Source organism: Rhodococcus sp. Q (assembly GCF_005503035.1).
GTDB lineage: Bacteria > Actinomycetota > Actinomycetes > Mycobacteriales > Mycobacteriaceae > Rhodococcus_G.
Genome location: NZ_SCOY01000005.1, coordinates 132,159 through 153,099, shown reverse-complemented (window position 1 = coordinate 153,099; position 20,941 = coordinate 132,159). Strand labels below are relative to the sequence as shown.

At 68.9% G+C, this 20,941-nt stretch carries 21 protein-coding genes; 12 read left to right on the top strand and 9 right to left on the bottom strand.

The window, feature by feature from the left end; genetic code table 11:
* Positions 1–65: 65 nt before the first annotated feature.
* Together FFS72_RS07705 and FFS72_RS07700 are read left to right on the top strand one after the other, a co-directional pair.
* Complete coding sequence (locus FFS72_RS07705; protein WP_137873383.1) at positions 66–2,225, top strand: phosphocholine-specific phospholipase C; 2,160 nt, start codon at positions 66–68, stop codon at positions 2,223–2,225.
* 140 nt (positions 2,226–2,365) lie between these two features.
* A complete protein-coding gene (locus FFS72_RS07700) occupies positions 2,366–3,796 on the top strand; it encodes a cellulase family glycosylhydrolase (protein WP_249353178.1) in 1,431 nt (476 codons plus the stop codon).
* Between the two features lie 45 nt (positions 3,797–3,841).
* On the opposite strand, the gene nadC is transcribed toward FFS72_RS07700, so the two are convergent.
* The 3 genes from nadC to nadA are packed head-to-tail and all read right to left on the bottom strand — an operon-like array spanning position 3,842 to position 7,322.
* Positions 3,842–4,705 carry a carboxylating nicotinate-nucleotide diphosphorylase gene (nadC, locus tag FFS72_RS07695; protein ID WP_137873381.1) on the bottom strand — a complete coding sequence of 288 codons (864 nt, stop codon included), beginning with the start codon at positions 4,703–4,705 and terminating at the stop codon, positions 3,842–3,844.
* The gene (locus FFS72_RS07690; RefSeq protein ID WP_137873380.1) at positions 4,702–6,291 is read right to left on the bottom strand and encodes an L-aspartate oxidase; all 1,590 of its coding nucleotides are present in this window, start codon (positions 6,289–6,291) and stop codon (positions 4,702–4,704) included. Before FFS72_RS07690 ends, nadC begins: the two co-directional genes overlap by 4 nt.
* Positions 6,291–7,322, bottom strand: a complete 1,032-nt coding sequence (nadA, locus tag FFS72_RS07685; RefSeq protein WP_137873379.1) for a quinolinate synthase NadA — start codon at positions 7,320–7,322, stop codon at positions 6,291–6,293. The genes FFS72_RS07690 and nadA overlap by 1 nt, the downstream gene beginning before the upstream one ends.
* Positions 7,323–7,404: 82 nt before the next feature.
* Here nadA and FFS72_RS07680 point away from each other — a divergent pair, with 82 nt between their 5' ends.
* Complete coding sequence (locus tag FFS72_RS07680) at positions 7,405–8,094, top strand: NUDIX hydrolase (protein WP_137873378.1); 690 nt, start codon at positions 7,405–7,407, stop codon at positions 8,092–8,094.
* Positions 8,095–8,132: 38 nt separating this feature from the next.
* On the opposite strand, the gene FFS72_RS07675 is transcribed toward FFS72_RS07680, so the two are convergent.
* The gene (locus tag FFS72_RS07675; RefSeq protein ID WP_171018595.1) at positions 8,133–8,714 is read right to left on the bottom strand and encodes a DUF2567 domain-containing protein; all 582 of its coding nucleotides are present in this window, start codon (positions 8,712–8,714) and stop codon (positions 8,133–8,135) included.
* 77 nt (positions 8,715–8,791) lie between these two features.
* Here FFS72_RS07675 and FFS72_RS07670 point away from each other — a divergent pair, with 77 nt between their 5' ends.
* Positions 8,792–9,157 carry a VOC family protein gene (locus FFS72_RS07670; protein WP_137873376.1) on the top strand — a complete coding sequence of 122 codons (366 nt, stop codon included), beginning with the start codon at positions 8,792–8,794 and terminating at the stop codon, positions 9,155–9,157.
* Position 9,158: 1 nt separating this feature from the next.
* Here FFS72_RS07670 and bsaP read toward each other — a convergent pair whose 3' ends face one another.
* Positions 9,159–9,377 (bottom strand): biotin synthase auxiliary protein BsaP, encoded by a 219-nt coding sequence (gene bsaP, locus FFS72_RS07665; protein ID WP_137873509.1) that lies wholly within the window; start codon positions 9,375–9,377, stop codon positions 9,159–9,161.
* A 7-nt stretch (positions 9,378–9,384) separates the two neighbouring features.
* Positions 9,385–10,398 carry a biotin synthase BioB gene (bioB, locus tag FFS72_RS07660; RefSeq protein ID WP_137873375.1) on the bottom strand — a complete coding sequence of 338 codons (1,014 nt, stop codon included), beginning with the start codon at positions 10,396–10,398 and terminating at the stop codon, positions 9,385–9,387.
* Between the two features lie 141 nt (positions 10,399–10,539).
* Between bioB and FFS72_RS07655 the strand changes: the two genes are divergently transcribed.
* On the top strand, positions 10,540–11,127 hold the full coding sequence (locus tag FFS72_RS07655; protein ID WP_137873374.1) for a TetR/AcrR family transcriptional regulator C-terminal domain-containing protein: 588 nt from the start codon (positions 10,540–10,542) through the stop codon (positions 11,125–11,127).
* 5 nt (positions 11,128–11,132) lie between these two features.
* Here FFS72_RS07655 and FFS72_RS07650 read toward each other — a convergent pair whose 3' ends face one another.
* Positions 11,133–11,648, bottom strand: a complete 516-nt coding sequence (locus tag FFS72_RS07650) for a hypothetical protein (RefSeq protein ID WP_137873373.1) — start codon at positions 11,646–11,648, stop codon at positions 11,133–11,135.
* A 201-nt stretch (positions 11,649–11,849) separates the two neighbouring features.
* Here FFS72_RS07650 and FFS72_RS07645 point away from each other — a divergent pair, with 201 nt between their 5' ends.
* Positions 11,850–12,578 carry a FadR/GntR family transcriptional regulator gene (locus FFS72_RS07645; RefSeq protein WP_137873372.1) on the top strand — a complete coding sequence of 243 codons (729 nt, stop codon included), beginning with the start codon at positions 11,850–11,852 and terminating at the stop codon, positions 12,576–12,578.
* Positions 12,575–13,231: a sterol desaturase family protein gene (locus tag FFS72_RS07640; RefSeq protein WP_137873371.1), complete on the top strand. Its 657-nt coding sequence runs from the start codon at positions 12,575–12,577 to the stop codon at positions 13,229–13,231. The genes FFS72_RS07645 and FFS72_RS07640 overlap by 4 nt, the downstream gene beginning before the upstream one ends.
* A gap of 3 nt (positions 13,232–13,234) precedes the next feature.
* On the opposite strand, the gene FFS72_RS07635 is transcribed toward FFS72_RS07640, so the two are convergent.
* Positions 13,235–14,806: a class I adenylate-forming enzyme family protein gene (locus FFS72_RS07635; RefSeq protein WP_137873370.1), complete on the bottom strand. Its 1,572-nt coding sequence runs from the start codon at positions 14,804–14,806 to the stop codon at positions 13,235–13,237.
* A 148-nt stretch (positions 14,807–14,954) separates the two neighbouring features.
* The gene (locus tag FFS72_RS07630; protein ID WP_137873369.1) at positions 14,955–15,242 is read right to left on the bottom strand and encodes a putative quinol monooxygenase; all 288 of its coding nucleotides are present in this window, start codon (positions 15,240–15,242) and stop codon (positions 14,955–14,957) included.
* Positions 15,243–15,372: 130 nt separating this feature from the next.
* On the opposite strand from FFS72_RS07630, the gene FFS72_RS07625 reads away from it, so the two are divergent.
* From FFS72_RS07625 to murJ, 5 genes are all read left to right on the top strand, one after another.
* Positions 15,373–16,482, top strand: coding sequence for a lipase family protein (locus tag FFS72_RS07625; RefSeq protein ID WP_137873368.1), 1,110 nt, complete (start codon positions 15,373–15,375; stop codon positions 16,480–16,482).
* Positions 16,483–16,741: 259 nt separating this feature from the next.
* Entirely contained in the window at positions 16,742–17,143 is a 402-nt protein-coding gene (locus tag FFS72_RS07620; protein ID WP_137873367.1) for a GntR family transcriptional regulator, read from the top strand.
* On the top strand, positions 17,140–17,997 hold the full coding sequence (locus tag FFS72_RS07615) for an ATP-binding cassette domain-containing protein (RefSeq protein ID WP_137873366.1): 858 nt from the start codon (positions 17,140–17,142) through the stop codon (positions 17,995–17,997). The genes FFS72_RS07620 and FFS72_RS07615 overlap by 4 nt, the downstream gene beginning before the upstream one ends.
* Positions 17,994–19,082 (top strand): ABC-2 membrane transporter-related protein, encoded by a 1,089-nt coding sequence (locus tag FFS72_RS07610; protein ID WP_137873365.1) that lies wholly within the window; start codon positions 17,994–17,996, stop codon positions 19,080–19,082. Before FFS72_RS07615 ends, FFS72_RS07610 begins: the two co-directional genes overlap by 4 nt.
* A 275-nt stretch (positions 19,083–19,357) precedes the next feature.
* Entirely contained in the window at positions 19,358–20,863 is a 1,506-nt protein-coding gene (gene murJ, locus FFS72_RS07605; RefSeq protein WP_249353177.1) for a murein biosynthesis integral membrane protein MurJ, read from the top strand.
* The last annotated feature ends 78 nt before the right edge of the window (positions 20,864–20,941 follow it).

The window sequence follows — 20,941 nt, the reverse complement described above, 5'->3', positions numbered from 1 at the left end:
CTAACTGGACGTTTGGTCTAGAGTGCCGTGGCGTATTCGTCCAGCCCTTCCACACTGGAGCCGAAGTGACCCGACCTGCACTCTCCCGGCGCGGCTTCCTCACCGCAGGCGCCGGCGCGGTGGCCGCCGCTGCCGCGTCGTCCCTCCTCCCGCCGTCCCTCCAGCGCGCGCTGGCGGCACCGGCACCGCCCGGCGGGTTGGACTCGGTCGAGCACGTGGTCCTGCTCATGCAGGAGAACCGGTCGTTCGACCACTACTACGGCGCCCTGCGCGGCGTGCGTGGCTTCGCTGATCCCAACGCGCTTCGACTTCGGGACGGGAAGTCGGTGTTCGACCAGCCCGGCCCCACCGGGCGGACCCTCCCCTTCCCGATCCGGGACTCCGCTGCGGCACAACGCATGGACACGCAGAACGTCACCGGGCTCGACCACAGCTGGGACGGCGGCCACCAAGCCCTCGCGGACGGCTGGCACGACGGCTGGGTCGCGGCGAAGACGGCCACCACGATGGCCTACTACGACCGCCAGGACCTTCCGTTCCACTACGAGATCGCGGACGCGTTCACCATCTGCGACGCGTACCACTGCTCGGTCCCGACCTCCACGAGTCCCAATCGGAACTACTGGGTGTCCGGATATACAGGATTCGAGCCCGCCTCCCCGATCCCACTGGACACGGTGGGATCGTCGGACGGCGTGACGTCGTCGGACGTGACGCTGTTGTCGAACCCCGGTCCGGAGGGTCGCGCAGTCACCAACGCCGCCTACGACCCGTGGCACGCCGGCTACGGCTGGACCACCGTTCCCGAGCGCCTCCAGGCGGCAGGCGTCACCTGGAAGACGTACCAGGAGTGGGACAACTTCGGGGACAACAACCTCGAGTACTTCACGACCTTCAAGAAGGTGGGAGCCGCGCTGCTCGGAAATCCGGGCCTGCTCCCCTACCAAGTGCAGACACTTCAAGGCTTCTACCTGGCGCTGCCCGCACTCCCCCCGCCGGTCCAGGACGCGGCCGTCCGGGCACTCGAACTCGCCGCCGACCAGCTGTCGCCCGCCGACCGTCAGCTCTACGATCGCGCGCTGTACCGCTCACGGCCGGGCACCCTCGCCGCCGAGTTCCGTGCCGACGTCGAAGCGGGCCGACTGCCGCAGGTGAGCTATCTGGTTCCCTCCGAGGTCGATTCGGAGCACCCGTCCGGGTCGTCACCCGCCGCGAGCGCGACCCTGCTGTACCAGGTGCTCGACGCCATCGCGTCCGATCCGGACCTGTGGGCGAAAACGGCCGTGATCGTGAACTTCGACGAGAACGACGGCTACTTCGACCACGTGCCTCCGCCCCGACCCCCGGCCTCGGCGACGTCGGAGTGGGTGGCCGGCCAGCCGCTCGGTCTCGGGCCCCGGGTGCCGATGACCATCATCTCGCCCTGGACCGTCGGCGGATTCGTGTGTTCGCAGGTGTTCGACCACACGGCGGTGACCCAGTTCCTGGAGCGACGCTTCGGGATCTCGCAGCCGGAGATCGACCCGTGGCGCCGCACCGTCAGCGGCGATCTGACCGCGGCCTTCGACTTCGCGAACCCGCGCAGCAGGCCGACCGTAACCCGACCACAGCCGACCCCTCCACTCGAACCGCGGTGGACCCCGACCCCTCCAGCCGAGCAGCGGATGCCCTTGCAGGAGAAGGGCTCCCGCCCTGCACGGGCCCTGCCGTACCAACCCGACGCACACGCGAGCCTCGATCCCGCCGGCCGCGTCCTCACGGTGCACATCAGCAACACCGGCGCGGAATCGGCACACCTGGCGCTGTACCCGTACGCGGCCGAGTTCGACGTGCCGCGCCACGTCGACGTCCTCGGCGACCTCGAGGACACCGTCCAGCTGCCCGGCCCGCGGTACGAGCTACACCTGCTGGGCCCCAACGGCTTTCGCCGCGAGTTCGCCGGTTCGGCGGATGGGCCGGCGTCGGCGCTCACGGTGTCGACCTCGATCGACCCCGGCCGCCGAACCGTCGGCCTGTCCGTGACGAACAGTGGATCGCGTGACCTGACGGTCGTCGTCGACGGCGATCGGCGCCGCCTCGCCTCAGGAGACCGCGATTCGTGGACGGTGCAGTCGACGGACGGCTGGTACCGGTGCATCGTGACGGTCGACGAGGACCCCGAGTTCCGGCGCGCACTGGTCGGGCACATCGAGAACGGCGGCGACAGCGTCAGCCAGTCGATGTGACCGTTCTGTCCCGTTTCGCGGATTCGGCCACGAACCTGTCACCAGCGGTGCAGCATGAAGAAATCACTCTTAAAACAAGCGTCCAGTAGGTGGACCATAGGAGGACTCAGGTGCGTCGACTACGGCTCACATCCCTGATCGTGACGGGTTCACTGCTCCTCGGCGGGGGTATCGCCGCCGCCCAGAGCAGTCTGCCGTCGTCCGGAAGCAACACAGCAGCGACTCGGTCGTACCTGACCGACGACGCCGGTCGGTCCCTGATCCTGCGCGGGTTCAACACCGCGTCCAGCGCCAAGAGCGCTCCCGACGGCATGCCCGACTTCACCGAGGCCGACCTCGTGCGCGAACACGCCGAGATGGGGACCAACTTCGTGCGCTTCCTGATCTCGTGGCGTTCGGTGGAACCCGAACCGGGCAGGTACGACCAGGCGTACCTCGACCGCGTCGAGGAGCGGGTCGGCTGGTATGCCGAACGTGGCTACAAGGTGATGCTCGACATGCACCAGGACGTGTACTCCGGCGCGATCATGGCCGACGATACCGCCGGTACCGGCGCCGGGCCGATCGGGAACGGCGCGCCTGCATGGGCGACTTACACCGACGGGCTCCCGGTCGAGAAGCAGGACCGATGGGAGCTGTACTACATCCAGCCAGGTGTGATGCGGGCCTTCGACAACTTCTGGAACACCACCGGCAAGCACCCGGAACTCATGGAGCATTACGCGAACGCCTGGCGGGCGGTCGCGGAGCGTTTCGCCGACAACGACACTGTCGTGGCATACGACCTGATGAACGAGCCGTGGGGCGGCTCGCTGCAGTTCGAGGAGTTCGAGGCTGGACCGCTCACCGACCTCTACCAGCGCAGCACCAACGCGATTCGATCGGTCGACCAGGACAGCTGGGTGTGCGTGGCGCCACAGGCCGTCGGCGTCAACCAGGGCATCCCCAGCCGGCTCGGCAAGGTATCCGATCCACGCGCGGGTGAACAGCGGATCGCCTACTGTCCCCACCTGTACCCGCTCCCCCTCGACCTGGGCGACGGATACTCCGGCGTGTCGAAGACCCTCACCGACGTGACCATGCGGACGTGGCGCGCGAGCATCGAGCAGGTCGCAAACGACGTGCTCGGCGGGGCACCCATCATCATCGGGGAGTTCGGGCTCGACACCACACTGCCCGGCGCCCGCGACTTCCTCGATCGTGTCTACACCGAGGCGCGGGAGATGGGTGCAGGCGTCTCGTACTGGTCCAGCGATCCCGGCACCTGGGGGCCGTACATGCCGGACGGCACGCCGACGATCCTCGTCGAGACCCTGAACAAGGCATATCCCCGCGCGGTCGCGGGCGATCCGGTCAGCTGGTCGGCGGCCGCCGACCGCCTCGAACTGACGTTCCGGCCGGACTCCGCAATCACCGCTCCCACCGAGATCTACCTTCCGCAGAGCGGATTCCCCGGCGATGTCGACGTCGAGGGCGCGGACGTCGTGGAGTGGGACCGCCAGAGCCGACTGCTGACCGTCCGTAGCGCGGCGACCGGTGACGTGACCGTCACGGTGACGCCCGCGGCATGACCTGTACCTGCGGCCGGCAGTTTCTGCTGCCGGCCGCAGGTGGGATCACATGTCCAGGCCGAGGTCGAGCACCGTCACCGAGTGGGTGAGGGCGCCGACCGCGAGGTAGTCGACCCCGGTCGACGCGTAGTCGGCCGCGACGTCGACAGTCAGCCCACCCGAGGACTCGAGCTTCGTCCGCGGAGAGCGGGTGTTGCGGCGCTGCACCGCGGCCTGCGTCTCCCAGAGTGCGAAGTTGTCGAGCAGCACGAGTTCGACGTCCTCGGCGAGCACCTCGTCCAACTGGGCGAGGCTGTCGACCTCGACCTCGCACTCGATGTCGGGTGCGACCTCGCGGACCGCGCGCAGCGCGGCGACCACGGATCCCGCGGCGGCGACGTGGTTGTCCTTGATGAGGGCGGCGTCACCGAGACCCATGCGGTGGTTGACGCCGCCGCCCATCCGGACCGCGTACTTCTGCAATCCACGCAGGCCCGGCAGCGTCTTGCGGCTGTCGCGGATCTTGCAGTCGGTGCCCGCGACCTCGCCGACCCACAGTGCGGTCGCGGTTGCGATGCCCGACAGGTGACACATCAGGTTGAGCATGGTGCGTTCGGCGGTGAGCAGGTCGCGGGTGGGCGCGGACACCGTGAGCACGACGGTTCCCGGTTCCACCGGCGCGCCGTCGTCGAGGCGAGCGAGCACTTCGTAATTGCCCGCACCGACGACCTCGTCGAGGACGAGCAGTCCGACGTCGACACCGGCGACGACACCCGCCGACCGTGAGACGACGGACGCCTTCGCGACGGCACCGTCGGGGACGGTGGCCGCCGAGGTGACGTCGGGTCCGTAACGCAGGTCCTCGTCGAGTGCGACGCGCACCAGGGTGCGGATCTCGTCGGCGTCGAGGCCGTCGGCCAGGGGTGTCATCGTGCTCCTGTCGGGACGAGGTCGAGGTCGGTACTTGTGGACGGCACCGCGGTCATGACGGCCAGGGTGCCGTCGGGGGTGCGGCGCACGTGGAGCGGGCGCCGCCAGTGGTCGTCGGCGTCCGGGTGGTCGAGGCGGGTGTGGCAGCCGCGACTCTCGGTGCGCGCGGCCGCGGCGAGAACCAGGGCCGTCGCGGTCGTGGTGAGCGCAGCGTCCTCGAGGTCGGTGACGGTGCGCGGGATTCCCGACGTCGCGGCCGCGAGCGCCGCAGACGCCGCGGCAAGTCCATCACCGTCCCGCACCACCGACGCGTGTGCCGTCATCGTCGCCTGCACCGATGCCCGCGAAACCTGTTCGTGCACAGAAAGATCCGCGGAACCGACCTCGGCGGACAGTCCGGCGCGTTCGGTGGCGGCGAGTCCCGCACGCTCCCCGACCACGAGTCCTTCGAGGAGGCTGTTCGAGGCCAGGCGGTTGGCGCCGTGCAGACCCGTCCGCGCGACCTCGCCGGCCGCGAGCAGCCCGGGGACCACGGTGCGACCGTGGACGTCGGTGACGACGCCCCCGCAGGAGTAGTGGGCTGCGGGCGCGACCGGAATCAGATCGGCCGCGGGGTCGATGCCCACCGCCAGGCACGACGCCGTGATGGTCGGGAACCGGGCCGAGAATCCGTCGATGCGCCTGGCGTCGAGGTACACGTGGTTCTCGCCGAGCGCCCGCAGTCGCGCCGCGATCGCCTTCGACACCACGTCCCTCGGCGCCAGGTCCCCCATCGGATGGACGCCCGCGGTCACCGAATCGCCGTGGGAATCCACGAGAACAGCGCCCTCACCGCGCACCGCCTCGGAGATGAGGGGCCGACGGCCGACCCCGTCCGCGGCGAACAGCACGGTCGGATGGAACTGGACGAACTCGAGGTCCGCGACGCTCGCGCCTGCAGCGAGCGCGAGCGCGATGCCGTCGGCGGTTGCTCCAGGCGGATTGGTGCTGCACGAGTAGAGCTGCCCGATCCCTCCGGTGGCGAGAAGGACGGTCGGTGCGTGGATGACACCGAAGCCCTTGTCGGACAGCACGACCAGACCCTGAACCCCCGTGCCGTCGACCACGACGCGGGACGCGGCGGCACCGAAGAGCACCGGCATCCCCGCCGCGTTCAGCGCGCGCTGGACCTCGGCGCCCGTCGCGTCGCCGCCCGCATGAATGATGCGGCGGGCGCTGTGACCGCCCTCGCGGGTGCGCGAAACCTGTCCGTCACGGCCCCGGTCGAACACGGCACCCAGGTCCGCGAGCGCCGCCACCGCGTCCGCGCCCGCAGCGACGATCGACCGCACCGCGGCGTCGTCGCACAGGCCGCCGCCTGCCGCGAGGGTGTCGGCGACGTGCGCGTCCACGTCGTACCCGGAGCTCACCGCGATACCGCCCTGGGCGTACACGGTCGCGGTGTCCGTCGGACCACCCTTGCTGACGGTGAGCACGCGCAGTCCGGCGCGGGTCGCGGTGCGGGCCGCGGTGAGTCCCGCGACCCCGCCGCCGACCACCACCAGGTCGGCGTGCGCCTCCCAGGTGGAGGCCGGGTGTGCCGTCACTACTCGCCGCCGCCCGGGTTGCCGATCTCGATCATCCGCTGCACGGACTTGCGGGCGCGTTCGCCGACGGCGGCGTCGACGTGCACCTCGTCCTTGCCTTCCAGCAGGCAGCGCAGCAGGGCGGCGGGGGTGATCATCTTCATGTACGGGCAGGAGGCGCGGTCGTTGACGGCCTGGAAGTCGACCTCGGGCGCAGCCTTGCGCAGCTGGTGCAGCATGCCGATCTCGGTGGCGACCAGGACCTGCTTCGCGCCGGTCGCGCGGGCGGCGTCGAGCATGCCGCCGGTCGAGAGGATCTTCACCTTGTCCTCGGGAACGAAGCCCTCGCCCGCCAGGTACAGCGCGGACGTCGCGCAACCACACTCGGGGTGCACGAACAGCTCGGCGTCCGGGTGGGCCTTGGCCTGCGCGGTGAGCTCGTCGCCGTTGATGCCGGCGTGGACGTGGCATTCGCCTGCCCAGATGTGCATGTTCTCGCGGCCGGTGACGCGCTTGACGTGGGCTCCGAGGAACTGGTCCGGAAGGAAGAGCACCTCACGGTTCGGGTCGATCGACGCGACGACGTCGACGGCGTTCGAGGACGTGCAGCAGATGTCGGTCAGGCCCTTGACCTCGGCCGTCGTGTTGACGTACGAGACGACGAGGGCGTCGGGGTACTCGGCCTTCCACTCGCGCAGCTGGTCGGCGGTGATGGAGTCGGCGAGCGAGCAGCCGGCGCGCTCGTCGGGGATCAGCACCTTCTTCTCCGGGCTGAGGATCTTCGCCGTCTCGGCCATGAAGTGCACACCGCAGAAGATGATCGTCTCCTCCTGCGCCTCGGCCGCGATGCGCGAGAGGGCAAGGGAGTCGCCGACGTGGTCTGCCACGTCCTGGATCGCCGGGAGCTGGTAGTTGTGCGCGAGGATCGTCGCGTTCTGGGCGCGTGCGAGCCTGCGGACCTCCTCCGCCCACTCGGGCGTCCCCTCGACACCGGTGTAGCCACCCGGGCCGTCGACGATTGCGGCGGCTCCCGTCCACTCTGTCGTGGTCATGGCCTTGCTCCTTACTGGCTGCAATCCGGGCGGGCTGTGCCCGGATTTCCTGTTCGGGGGTTTTCGACTTAGGATCGAAAACGTGCCCAATGGTAACACTCTCCACGAAGTGCTCACCGCGGTGTTCCAGGTTCGCAAGATCGGCGACTGCCCGGAGCTGTGCGTCCTGCTCTGGCAGCGCGCCCTCGAACCCGAACTCGGCGCCTGGTCGCTACCGGGCGGCATCCTGCGCGAGGACGAGGACATGACGACGTCCGCGCGCAGGCAGCTCGCAGAGAAGGTCGACGTCCGCGAGGTCGCCCATCTCGAACAGCTGTCGGTGTTCTCCGACCCGCACCGCGTCCCGGACGTCCGGCTGATCGCGTCGACATTCCTCGGTCTGGTCCCCCTCGGCGCCGACCCCGTACTGCCGCCGGACACCGCCTGGCATCCCGTGTCCGCACTCCCCCGCACGGCGTTCGATCACGGCGTCGTCGTCGAGCACGCGCGCACGCGTCTGGCCGCCAAGCTGTCGTACACCAACATCGCGTTCGCCCTCGCACCCGCCGAGTTCGCCATGTCGACGCTGCGTGAAATCTACTGTGCCGCTCTGGGTTACCAGGTCGACGCGACGAACCTGCAGCGCGTCCTCGGACGTCGAGGGGTACTCGTCGCGACCGGCGCCACCGCACCCCCCGGACGCTTCGGCGGAAGGCCGCCCGCGCTCTACCGGTTCGCCGAGTCCCGACTGCGCGTCACCGACGAGTTCGCCGCGCTGCGTCCACCGTCTTGAGCGCACGGCATCACCGCGGCGCAGCGCCGAAAGCGCAGTCAGCGGAGCGGTTCGCGAGAGTCCGCGTCGGCAGGTGCACCCTCGGGTGGACGCCCGAGGTGCGGATCCGGGCTGAACGCCACCAGCCCGGCGTACACGACCGACGCCGCGAGCGGCTGCGCGATCAGCGCCAAGGCCGTGCCGAGACTCGGTGTCGCCGCGACGATCTGCCCGATCTCGAGATCGGTGAGACTCGGGAAACGCAACCCCACCACACCGAGGCCGACGACCGCGGTCGTGGCCGCACCAACCAGGGACCCGACGAGCAGGCCGAGGAACGGGACCACGCCGCGCAGTGCGCGACGCGTCCACACCGCGACCGCGGACAACACCCCGACGATCAGGCCGAGGCACAGAAACAGTGCGACGGCGTCGAACTGATGGACGCTCTCCCCGGTCAGCGACACCGCACCGCCGCCGGAGACGACGAGGAAATGCTGCGCCGGCGCGAGCAGACCCCACACGACCCCCGCGACCGCACCGAGGGTGGTGACGCCGACGACGGTCCGCGCCGCGAAGCGGACCTCCGCACGGTCGGCCTTCGGCCTCGTCTGCGTCGGCTGCGCGATGTCGGCGGTCATGGGAGACAACCTTAGGCGTGCCGGCCACATCACATTCGTCCAAGACCCGGGCCGGTCGACGGGCGTAGGTTCGGACCATGAAGATCACGCCTGGAGCAGTGACGTTCTTCGAACTCGGCGTCGCGGACGCCCAGCAGGGCCGGGCCTTCTACGAGGCGTTGTTCGGCTGGGAGTTCGAGTCCGGTCCGTCGGGTGAGGGCTGGGCGATCAATGCGCCCGGCGTGCCCGGCGGGATGCACCCGGGCGACGCGGGCGCCAGCCCCTACCTGTTCTTCGCCGTCGAGGACCTGGACGCCGCGCTCGAACAGGTCGTCGCGTTGGGCGGTGAGATCGTTCCCCTCGACGCCGGCGGCGACGCCGACACGGAGAAGCGGTTCGGCCGCTTCGCGTTCTGCAAGGACGACCAGGGCTCACCGTTCGGACTGCACCAGCCTCCGAAGTAGCTCAGCGCCGTTCGAGTGCTGTCGAGTCGCTCACGCCGTGCCGCGAACACTTCGCCCACCAGCCGTCCGGGCTGACCTGCACGATCATCCGGCGGCCGCAGTGTTCGCAGAACCGCGGCGGCTCCAGGCCGAGCGCGGCGGCCGCCGGGACCGGATCGTCGACACCGTCGACGATCCGTCGGCCCGTGTACGGGTTGTAGCGCTCGGCCTCGTCGATCATCGACACGTCAGATCGTCTGGTTGAGGGCCTTGATCGGCATCTGCAGCTCGCCGAGCAGGTCCAGGTCCGATTCGGCGGGACGGCCGAGGGTCGTCAGGTAGTTGCCGACGATGACGGCGTTGATGCCACCGAGGATGCCCTGCTTCGCACCGAGATCGCCGAGGGTGATCTCGCGTCCACCGGCGAAACGCAGGATCGTGCGGGGCAGCGCGAGCCGGAACGCGGCGACGGCACGCAGTGCGTCGGCGGCGGGCAGGACGTCGAGGTCGCCGAACGGCGTGCCCGGACGCGGGTTCAGGAAGTTCAGCGGAACCTCGTCGGGCTCCAGTTCGGCGAGGTTCGCGGCGAATTCGGCCCGCTGCTCGAGGGTTTCGCCCATGCCGAGGATGCCGCCGCAGCAGACCTCCATGCCGGCCTCGCGGACCATCCGCAGCGTGTCCCAGCGCTCCTCCCAGGAGTGCGTGGTGACGACGTTCGGGAAGTACGACTTCGACGTCTCGAGGTTGTGGTTGTAGCGGTGCACGCCCATCGCGGCGAGCTGGTCGACCTGCTCCTGGTTCAGCATGCCCAGCGAGCAGGCGACCTGGATGTCGACCTCGTTGCGGATGGCTTCGACGCCCGCCGCGACCTGCGCCATCAGACGCTCGTCGGGGCCGCGGACGGCCGCGACGATGCAGAACTCGGTGGCCCCCGTCTTCGCGGTCTGCTTGGCGGCCTCGACCAGGCTCGGGATGTCGAGCCACGCCGCGCGGACCGGGGACTGGAACAGGCCGGACTGGGAGCAGAAGTGGCAGTCCTCGGGGCAGCCGCCGGTCTTGAGCGAGATGATGCCCTCGACCTCGACCTCCGGGCCGCACCACGTCATGCGGACGTCGTGGGCGAGTGCGAGCAACTCCTCGAGCCGGTCGTCGGGCAGTTGCAGGATCTCGAGGGTCTGGTCCTGCGTCAGGCCCTCACCCCGTTCGAGGACCTGCTCCCTCGCGACGGCGAGGATGTCGGTGCGGGCGGGTGCCTGGGTCACGGGTAGCTCCTGGATGCTCTCGGGTGTCCGGGCTGAGATGGTTCGCCTCGCGAACTTGAACACCGTACAAGTTGAACGGCGTTCAGGTTAGGGTCGTGGTGAAATGGTGTCAACCGACCACCGAGGAAAGCGGGCCTGAGAGTGCAGCTGCGACGAGCCGACGTCCTGGCAGGGGCGATCGCGATCCTCGACGAGTACGGTCTCGGCGACCTGACGATGCGCAGGCTCGCCACGTCACTCGGGGTGCAACCGGGCGCGCTCTACTGGCACTTCCCCAACAAGCAGACGCTGCTGGCCGCGATCACCGACGACATGCTCGCCGGAGTGGCGGCGCCGACGGACACGTCCGCCTGGGACGCGCGGCTCGACGTGCTGGCGCACCGCTTCCGTGACGCGCTGCTCGCCCACCGCGACGGCGCGGAACTGGCGTCGGCGTCCTATGCCGCGCGGCTCGCCACCAACGGCGCCCGCGACACCCTCGCGGGCGCGTGCACCGATGCGGGCCTGCCCGCGGACGAAGCCGAATTCGCCGCCGACACACTGCTTTTCTACATTCTCGGCCAGACGATGGACGAACAGTCGCGGATGCAGATGGACAGCCACGGCGCGCTGACCGAGGACGCGTCACCCCTGTACGACGTCACCAGCGGGACGGCGCGGTTCGAGTACGGCCTCGCCCTGTTCGTCGACGGCGTCCGCAGCCGCCTGTCGGAGCACGCTCGGCACTGAGGGCGTCAGAGCGTTCCGGACCCGCCGAGTTCCGGCTCGACGACACAGGTGTTCCGCTCGTCCCACAGGCCGATTCGGATCCACCCGGAGTCGAAGAGAATCCGATCGAAACTGCTCGGTGACCAGCCCGTCACCGTGCCGTACGGCAACACCGCCACCTCGGCACCGGTCCCGTCCGACACGACGATCCTGCCCGCGGTGCGAGCACGCTCGAGCGGGTTCGGCGAGTCGACCCACTCGGTGACTCCCGCCGGGTCGACCCGCGCTGTGTACATCTCCGCGGGAATCGTGCCTGCCTCCCGAGCCGCGTCGACGACGCGGACCACCATGCGATCAACTCCGGCGAGCGTCATGTCGGCGTCGGCGAGGACAGCGACGAGATCGCCCAGCCGCGCACCGATCTCCTCGCCGCCCGTCAGTTCGGCTGCGGCATGGACGAGCCCTTCGAGCAATGCCGACACCTCACGCAGGGTCTCCGCCGATTCCGCGACGCCGAGCCGAACCATCCGCGGATCGATCACAGTGCGTCCACCCGCATCCGGCCCGAGGAACCCTGATCCGCTGCGGTGGAGAAGTGCACGTTCACCCTTTCGACGGTCGCCCACGGCAGTCGCCGCGTCGATCCAGCAAAACACGCCCCGCCCACTGCCGGGCGACGAAAAGTCCGAATCCAACTGGTCTGACCACTTGACCTCATACCGTGAGGAGCCTACCGTCGACCCATGTTCGAACCGATCGCCCGCACGACCACCTCCGCCGCCGTCTTCGACCAGATCAGCGCGCGGGTACTCGGCGGCGATCTCCTCGCGGGCGAGTCGCTACCGAGCGAGCGCCACCTCGCCGAGGCGTTCGGAGTGTCACGGCCCGCAGTGCGGGAGGCCATCCAGAAGCTGACGCAGGCCGGACTCGTCGAGGTTCGACAGGGCGAGTCGACCTCCGTGCGTGACTTCCGGCGCCACGCAGGCCCGGAACTACTGCCGCACCTCCTGATCACCGCCGGCACGCCGGACTGGGCAGTCGCTCGCAGCGTCCTCGAGGCGCGGCGACTGATCGGCGTGCAGGTCGCGGGACTGGCAGCGGCGCGCGCTACCACGGAAACCGATGAGCTGCTGCGGGATTCACTGGCCCTGCTGGAGTCCGTGCGCGACCCCGTCGAACTCCAACGGTGCGCGCTCGTCTTCTGGGAGCACGTCGTCGACGCGGCCGAGTCGATCGCGTTCCGGCTGATCTTCAACAGCCTGCGAAACGCCTACGAACCGACGATGGCGGCACTGTCGACGGTGATGGCCGCGGAGGTCGGGCGCACCGACCTGTACCGGGGACTCGCCACGGCCATCGCCGACCGCGACGCGGACGCCGCCGCGACCTCGGCCGCCACCCTCCTCGACCTCGGAACAGCGGCACTGACCGGCCTCATCGAGCAGCTCGACCAGACACAGGAGGAGCAATGACCAGCACACGAGTACGCCGAGACGTCACCCTCCGCGACGCGGCAGACGAGTTCCGGCGGCATCCGACGCCGTGGATGATCGGCGGGGTCCTGGTTGCGGCGACCGCTGCGCGCATCGCCGTCGGCGACTGGCAGTGGACCGACGCGCTGGTCCCCGTCGTCGCGCTGGTGGCGTTCCCGTTCGTCGAGTGGGTCATCCACGTGAGCATCCTGCACTGGCGGCCCCGCCGCGTTCTCGGTGTCACCGCCGACTCCCTACTGGCACGCAAACACCGTGAGCACCATGCGGATCCGCGTGACGTGCCACTGGTGTTCATTCCGTGGCAGACGCTCGTCTGGCTGCTACCGACATTGGTGGCGATCGCAGTGTTCGCGTTCGGTCGACTCGGACTCGGACTGACGTTCCTGGTCACCGTCGCCACGCTGGGCATGGTGTACGAGTGGACGCACTTCCTCGTCCACAGCGACTACAAGCCGCGGTCCCGGTCGTATCGGGCGGTGTGGCGAAACCATCGTCACCACCACTTCAAGAACGAGCACTACTGGTTCACGGTCACCACGAGCGGCACCGCGGACCGAGTGCTCGGCACCTGCCCCGATCCGGCCGACGTCCCGACATCCCCGACCGCGCGCAGCCTCCACGCGACCAGCTGACGGTCAGATCCGCGGCGCCAGTGCGACCTTGCGGATCTTGCCCGCCGGCGTCATCGGCAGGCTGTCCACCACCTCGACGTGGTCGGGCACCTTGTACTTCGCCAGTGCGCCCCGGCACCGTTCGAGAAGCGCATCCTCGTCGACGACGGCACCGGGCGCGGGTACGACGAAGGCGTATCCGGTCTCACCGAAGGTCTCGTCGGGCACGCCGATGACCGCGCACATCGCCACGGCGGGGTCCGTCACCAGCACGTTCTCGACCTCGGCCGGGTACACGTTGTACCCGCCGCGGACGTACATCTCCTTCCGGCGCCCGAGCAGGGTGACGTGGCCGTCCGCGGAGATCGATGCGATGTCCCCTGTCGCGACCCAACCGTCGGAGAGGAACGTGGCAGCTGTTTCCTCGGGAAGTTCCCAGTAGCCCGCGGCCGCGCACGTACCTCGGACCTGAAGTTCGCCCGGTTCACCCGGTCCGAGCGGGATGTTCCGGTCGTCGACGACACGGCCTTCGAAGTCGCCGGTCATTGTTCCGATGGTGCGGCCGACGATCTCGAGGGAGTCGCCCGGCGACGAGATCACGCAGGCGCCGGACGTCTCGGACATGCCGTAGAGATTCGCGATACGGATTCCGTCGAATCTGGCCGCCACCTGCTCGGCCAGGGCCGACTCGAGATTGGCCCCACCGACGACGCACAACCGCACACTCGACATGTCCACGCCCGCAGCAGATCCCGAGCCGAACACCATCTTGTACATGGTCGGGACGCCGACGAACATCGTGACCCGCGCGCCGGCCATCGTCTCGGCGACGAGGTCCGGGTGGAACCTGGGCAACAGCGCGATCGCTCCGCCTGTGACGAGGGTCGATCCCAGCGTGCACGTGAGCCCACCAACGTGGTTGAACGGCATGACACCGAGAACCACGTCTGCGGCCGACTGCTCGAACCGATCCACCTGCGCGACCGCCGAGGCGATGAGCCCGGCGTGGGTCAGGGTGGCACCCTTGGGTGTTCCGGTGGTCCCTGAGGTGTAGAGGATCACCGCCGGATCGTCAGGCCGTACGGTGCCTGCGGCATTCGCCAACAGCGCCGGATCGGATTCGGTGGCCGCGAGGTCCGCCCACCGCCGTCCGCCGGTGGCGTTCCCTTCACCGAGGAAGATCACCTGCTCGACGGTCGCAATGTCGGGGCGCAGGACGCCGAGGAACGGTGCGAACTCGAATCCGTTCGACTCGGTGTCGCACAGCAGGACCCGCGCTCCCGACTGCGTGAGCATGTGGGTGAACTCGCGCTCGCGGTACGCGACGTTCAGCGTGACAAGGATTGCCCCGATCTTCGCCGCCGCGAGGTAGGTGACGATCCAATCCGGCGAGTTCGCCGCCGCGATCGCGATGCGGTCGCCGTGACCGATGCCCATGCGCAACCAGGCGGTGGCCACCCGGTCCGACCGTGTATCGAACTCGACGTAGCTGAGCGCCTCGCCGCCGAAGTGGACGAAGGTCGCGTCGGGTGCGGTCACCACACGTTCGGCGAGCAGGGCGGGAATCGTCGGCGGGTGGCCAGTTCCGTTGTCCATCAATTGATTCCGTTCGTCGCGAGGAGAGCGCGGCACTGCCCACCAACCACGAGGGGGGCGTGATGACGGTCACAGTGCCGCGTGAACGCCACTGTAAACGGACACACCGAATCAAGCAAGCATGACTGCTTTTTTTGGTCGCCCTGGGTCACACCAGCGGCCGCTCCGCCGCGACGTCGTACTCCGCAACCGATGCGGCGACGATCATCGCGGCCTGCCCGTCATCGGGGCCCGAACCGCGGAACGCCTCGACCGCAGCCCGCGACTCCCACCGTTCGTAGATGTCGATCCGCATGGGATCGACGAGGTCGGCGGCGATGACGAAGTCGAGGCATCCCGGCGCGGACCGCGCCTGCTCGACCACCCCGACGCATCCCGCGAGGTAGACCTCCCGGTCCCGCGGGGCGACGTCGATGTATCCGGCGACGATGATCATGCGTTCCTCCAGTGCTCCCAGATCGTCTGCGTACCTGGATACAGACCATCGTCGTCGCCCAAAGTCACCGATGTGCACCAATGCATCGTTGTGGCGGCACATCACGCGAGCGCCGCGCACACTGAAACGCATGTATCTGCGGATGCTCGCCGCTGTCGTCGCGATCGCCGTCTGCGCCATGACCGCCGCTACGCCGCTCGCAACGGCAGCAGAGGCGCCGGGCACGGTCACGGAGGCTCGGCCACTGCCCCCGGAGACATGGATTCCGGGCGCTGCCAGCGGTGTCGCTGTGACCTACCGAACCCTCGGCCCTCAGAATCGACCGGCTACCAGCACGGGCGCGCTGTTCACGCCGCCCGGCACTCCCCCGCCCGGCGGCTGGCCAGTGGTGTCGTGGGCCCACGGCGCGGTCGGGATCTCCGACACGTGCGCACCGACGGTGACAGGCAAGATCGGTGGGCCGTACCTCGGGCGATGGCTCGCGCAGGGCTATGCGATCGTCGCGACGGACTACGTCGGGCTCGGCACCGACGGTGTGCATCCGTACCTCGACGGCCGGTCCGAGGCCCACTCCGTCGTCGACATGGTGCGGGCGGGGGTGGCGACCGAACCGACGTTGTCGCGAAAGTGGGTGACGCTCGGGCAGTCCCAGGGTGGGCAGGCGGCGATGGTCACGGCGACGATCGCCACCTCCTACGCGCCGGAACTCGACTACCGGGGAACCGTCGCACTCGGTGTGCCGTCAAACATCGAGAATCTCGCCGTTCTCGGTGGTCCCGGATTCCCACAGCTGCCCCTGACCGGGACCACCACCTTCATCGCGTACGCGCTCGCGGGCTTGCGCGCCGCGCGACCCGACGTGGGCGTCGACGCCTACCTGAGCGCACGAGGACGGGAGGTGCTGACGCTGGCCGAGGAACTCTGCTACGAGGAGGCGAACGCGGCGATCGGCGCCACCTCAATCGGAGACCTCTTCGCCCGCAGACTCGACGCCCCGATCCTGGCGGCGTTGCGAGAGATGCTGGCGATTCCGGTGCGCGGGTACGACCGGCCACTGTTCCTGGGACAGGGCCTGTTCGACACCGTGGTTCCCTCTCCGCTGACCTTCAAGCTGGCCGCCGACCTCGCCCTGGCAGGGCAGCGATTCACGTTCCGGGTCTATCCGAAGGGGCATCTCGAGACGATGCTCGCGTCCGAGCCCGAAGCGAACGCGTTCGTCCGCGCCCTGTTCACGCAGTGACCGACCAGTTTCACCTGCCTCCCGCGGGCGTCGATGCCGGTGACGTCATCAGCTCGCCGACCTACGCGCGCTGAAGCCTCGGTTGTGGCGACGCGATGGGCACGCAGTCGCACGGGCTCTCCGCCGCCGCGCCAGGTGTCCCCGACTGCACCCCGACATCCCCTGACGACCTGAACCTGGGCGGCGCGTGTCGTGTTGACGACCGCCCGCTTCATCGACATTATCTATTCCACTAATGCAGTAGTGAAATGGAGATTCGATGGTGGAGTTCCACATCAACCGTCGGTCCGGCATCCCCGCATACGTCCAGCTGGTCCTGCAGGTCAAGCAGGCGTTGCGGCTCGGCGACCTGAATCCGGGCGACCGGCTGCCCACCGCGAAGGAAGTCGTCGAGGCAGTCACCGTCAACCCGAACACGGTCCTCAAGGCGTACCGGGAGCTGGAGAACGACGGGCTGGTTCAGGCTCGACCGGGCCTCGGCACCTTCGTGACCCGATCGCTCAGCAAGCCCGGCATGGCGGAACGACGCGCCCTGCAGGCCGAGGTGACCGAATGGGCCAGGGCGGCCGCCGCCGCGGGGCTGGACCGGTCTGATCTCGAGGCACTGGTCGCGGCAGCATTGGATTCCGAATTCGGTGAGGACACAGGAGATTTCGCGTGAGTGAAACCGTCAGCGCACTGACCGTGCGCGACCTGCACAAAAAGTTCCGACGTACCCAGGCACTGCGGGGCTGCTCGTTCGACGTCCAGCGCGGCAGCATCACCGCCCTCGTCGGCGCCAACGGGGCGGGCAAGTCCACCCTCATGTCGATCGTCGTCGGACTGCTCGAGCCCGACGCCGGCGAGGTGACAGTGCTCGGACACCAACCCGGCCGGAACGGCATCGTGCCCGGCCTGTCCTACGTCGCCCAACACAAACCGCTCTATCGCGGATTCTCCGTCGCTGACACCCTGGAGTTCGGCCGGAAGACGAACACCCGCTGGGACGACGACTATGCGACCGCATTGGTGACCGACGCCCAGATCTCGCCGTCCGCCCGGGTGAAGACGCTGTCTCCCGGCCACCGCACGCGAGTCGCACTCGCGCTGGCGCTGGGCCGCCGCCCCGACCTGCTGCTGCTCGACGAACCGTTGGCCGAACTCGACCCGCTCGCACGACGATCCGTCGTCCGCACCCTGCTGGCGGACGTCGCCGAACACGGCACCACCATCGTGCTGTCCTCGCACGTGCTCTCGGAGGTGTCCGAGATCGCGGACCAGTTGGTGATCCTGGGCTCCGGCCGCACCCGCCTGACCGGATCACTCGACGACCTGCTCGGTGAGCACTATCTGCTGACCGGGTCGTCCGATCCGGCGACGGCGATCGGAGACGGCACGATCGTCGACACCCACCGGCACACCCACCTGGTGCGCGGCCCGCACCCGACACCGAGCGACGGCTGGCGGGTGGAGCCGCCGAACCTGGACGACATCGTGCTCGCCTACCTGGCCGGCACGGACGAGGAGGCAGCGTGATCTGGGCAACCTGGCGCCAGCACCGGGCGACGATCCTCGTCGCGCTCGGCTCCGTTGCACTGCTCACTGTGACAGCCTTCCTCGCCGGACTGGTCGTGCGGAGATCCGACAGTCCGGCGCCGTACGGCACCTTCTTCGGATGCGTTCCCGGCGGCGGCTCGGCGCAGTGCTGGGCAGAGTCGACCCTGACCCTCGTCACGCTGGTCACGGTACTGCTGCCGGTCCTACTCGGACTACTCGTCGGCGTCACGGTGTTCTCCCGCGACATCGAACGCGGCACCCACGTGCTGGGGCTGTCCCAGTCCGTGAGCCGAGCCCGCTGGTACTGGACGCGGGTGCTGGTGGTGTTCGTTCCCGTCACCGTCGCCGTGGTGCTTTTCGGGTGCGTCCTCGACTGGACGCGGTCGACCGTCGCCGGGCCACGCCACGCGTACATTGCGGGCGGCAGCTACTCCTTCTACTCACCGCTGAGCTTTCCGCTGTTCCAGTCCACCGGCATGGTTGCGGGCGCCTACACGCTTCTCGCCCTGATCCTCGGCAGCGGTGTGGCACTGCTGCTGCGCAACACGATCGGCGCGATGGTGGTGACACTGATCGCGATGTCGGTGCTCCTCGTCGGGTTCCAGTTCGGCGCCCGACCGCACTACACCGCCGCCACCGTCCATGCGCAGCCGCTCGGCTGGTCGAGCGGGGCCGCCGCGTACTCCGACGGACAGCTACTCAGGTCGTACGACGCGGCTGACGATCCGAGGTCCTGGCAGCTCGACTCGAACTACGTCGACACCGACGGCAACGCGGTACCGATCGACTACAACCGCTGCGAGACCGTCTACGAGGAGGACTGGCAGCAGCAGCCCGACGAGACGTTCGCCGAGTACGAGACTCGTCGCAACTCCCTCGAGACCCAGCAGGAGGCCAGGTACACCGCGTGCCTGCGCGCACAGGGCGCCGACCACTTCGAGATCAGGTACCACCCGGTGAGCCTGCTGCGCCGCTTCCAGGTAACCGAAGCCGCACTGGCCCTGGCGCTGTCGGCCCTGCTGTTCGTGCCGTCGTTGTGGGCGCTGCGCAGGTTGCGTCCGTGACGAGCGCTGCCACACCTACGACACCGGACACGTCGTCGCGGCGGGTGCGGCCACCTGCGCGAGCACCGGATAGAGCAACGCCCGCGAGTCCGGATCCGGACAAACCCGAGATCGGCGCCACGAGGTTCGGCATGTAGGCCGCTGGGCAGGCGGCGGCAGCGCTCTGCTCCCCGGTGATGGGGCACCATGGTCGAGTGGGGGATTCTCGGAGCACATTTGCGCGCGCTACCGGTGCCGTCGCCGTGGCGACCGCGGCCAGTCGTGCGACAGGACTCGTGCGCACACTCGCCCTGGCGGCGGTGCTGGGCACAGCGGCGGTCGGCGACGCCTACAACGGCGCGAACAGCATGCCGAACATGGTGTACGAACTGCTCCTCGGTGGCGTGATGAGCAGCGTCTTCGTTCCAGCACTGGCACGCGCTCGGCTCCGCGGGCGAACCTATTCGCGGGTTTTCACGCAGCGCCTGCTGCTCGCGACGGTTCTCGCGGCAGCGGCAGTCACGGCGCTGGCGGTGGCGTGTGCCCCGATCCTCGTCTCGGCGCTGGTGTCGGATGCGGAGCAGTCACAACTGGCGACCGTCCTGGCATACCTGCTGTTGCCGGAGATCTTCTTCTACGCGATCGCCGCGACGGTGACCGCCGTGCTCAACGTACGTGACAGCTATGCGCCCGCGGCCTGGGCGCCGGTGGTCAACAACCTGGTCGTGCTCGCGACGGTCGGGATCTTCGCGGCAGTGCCGGGGTCGGTGACGTTGCTGCCGTCGACGATGACCACCGCCCAGGTCCTCGTCCTGGGCGTCGGGACCACGACCGGGATCGTGATCCAGGCCATCTGGACGGTGGCGGCGTTGCGGCGTACCGGCTTTCGGTGGAGTTGGCGGGTGAGGCCGGTGCCGTACACGTGGCGGCCGGTCCGCGTCGGCGCGACACTGCTCGGCTGGGTGCTGCTGTACGTCGCGATCAGCCAGGTGGGCGTCGCGGTCGTGCTCAAGGTGGTGTTCAGCCACGGCGGGGTCTCGACCTACACGTATGCCGACCTGCTGTTCCAGGTGCCGTACGGGATCCTCGGGGTATCCCTGCTGACCGTGCTCATGCCCCGCATCTCCCATGCGGTCGCTGTCGGAAACCGTGACGGGCTGGTCGCCGACATGGGCCGCGCAGCCCGGTACTCGGTGGTCGCTCTCGTCCCTGCCGCGGTCGCGATGGCCCTTCTCGGACCGATGCTGACCACGGTGCTGTTCGTGGGTCGCATCGATGTGGACGCCGCCCGCCTCATCGGTGTCGCGTTGGCGCTGTCGGCGTTCGGATTGCCGCCGTTCGCGTTGGTGATGCTTCAGATGCGGGTCTTCTACGCAGGCGGTGACATGCGCACACCGACACTGATCAACGCCGGCATGGTGGCCACGAAGATCGCAGTCGTCGCCCTCGCCGTCGCTACGCTTCCGGGCAGTTCCATCGTGGTGATGCTGCCGGTCGCGAGTTCACTGTCCTACATCGTGGGTGCCCTCACTGGCCATCTGGCCCTGCGTCGCCGTTACGGACTGCTCGGCTTCCACAACGTACTGGGAACCTTCTCGAGGGTGCTGTGGGCGTCGATCGTCACCGGAGCGATCTGCGTCATCGCGGTCGGGCTGTCGCACCATCTTCTCGCCAACCCACGACAGGCGGCGGCGGCAACTCTTGCGGCAGTGGCCGTCCTCGGAGTCCCGATCTTCCTCCTCGCATCGCAGAAGATCGGCATCCCCGAGATACGCAACGCCAGGGCTCTGCTGGTTGGTTGACCGGCGCGCATCTGCTGGACACCCGCTCGACCCGCCCGCGTGGAGACGAACCGGTCACCGGCTCATCGCGGATGCCCT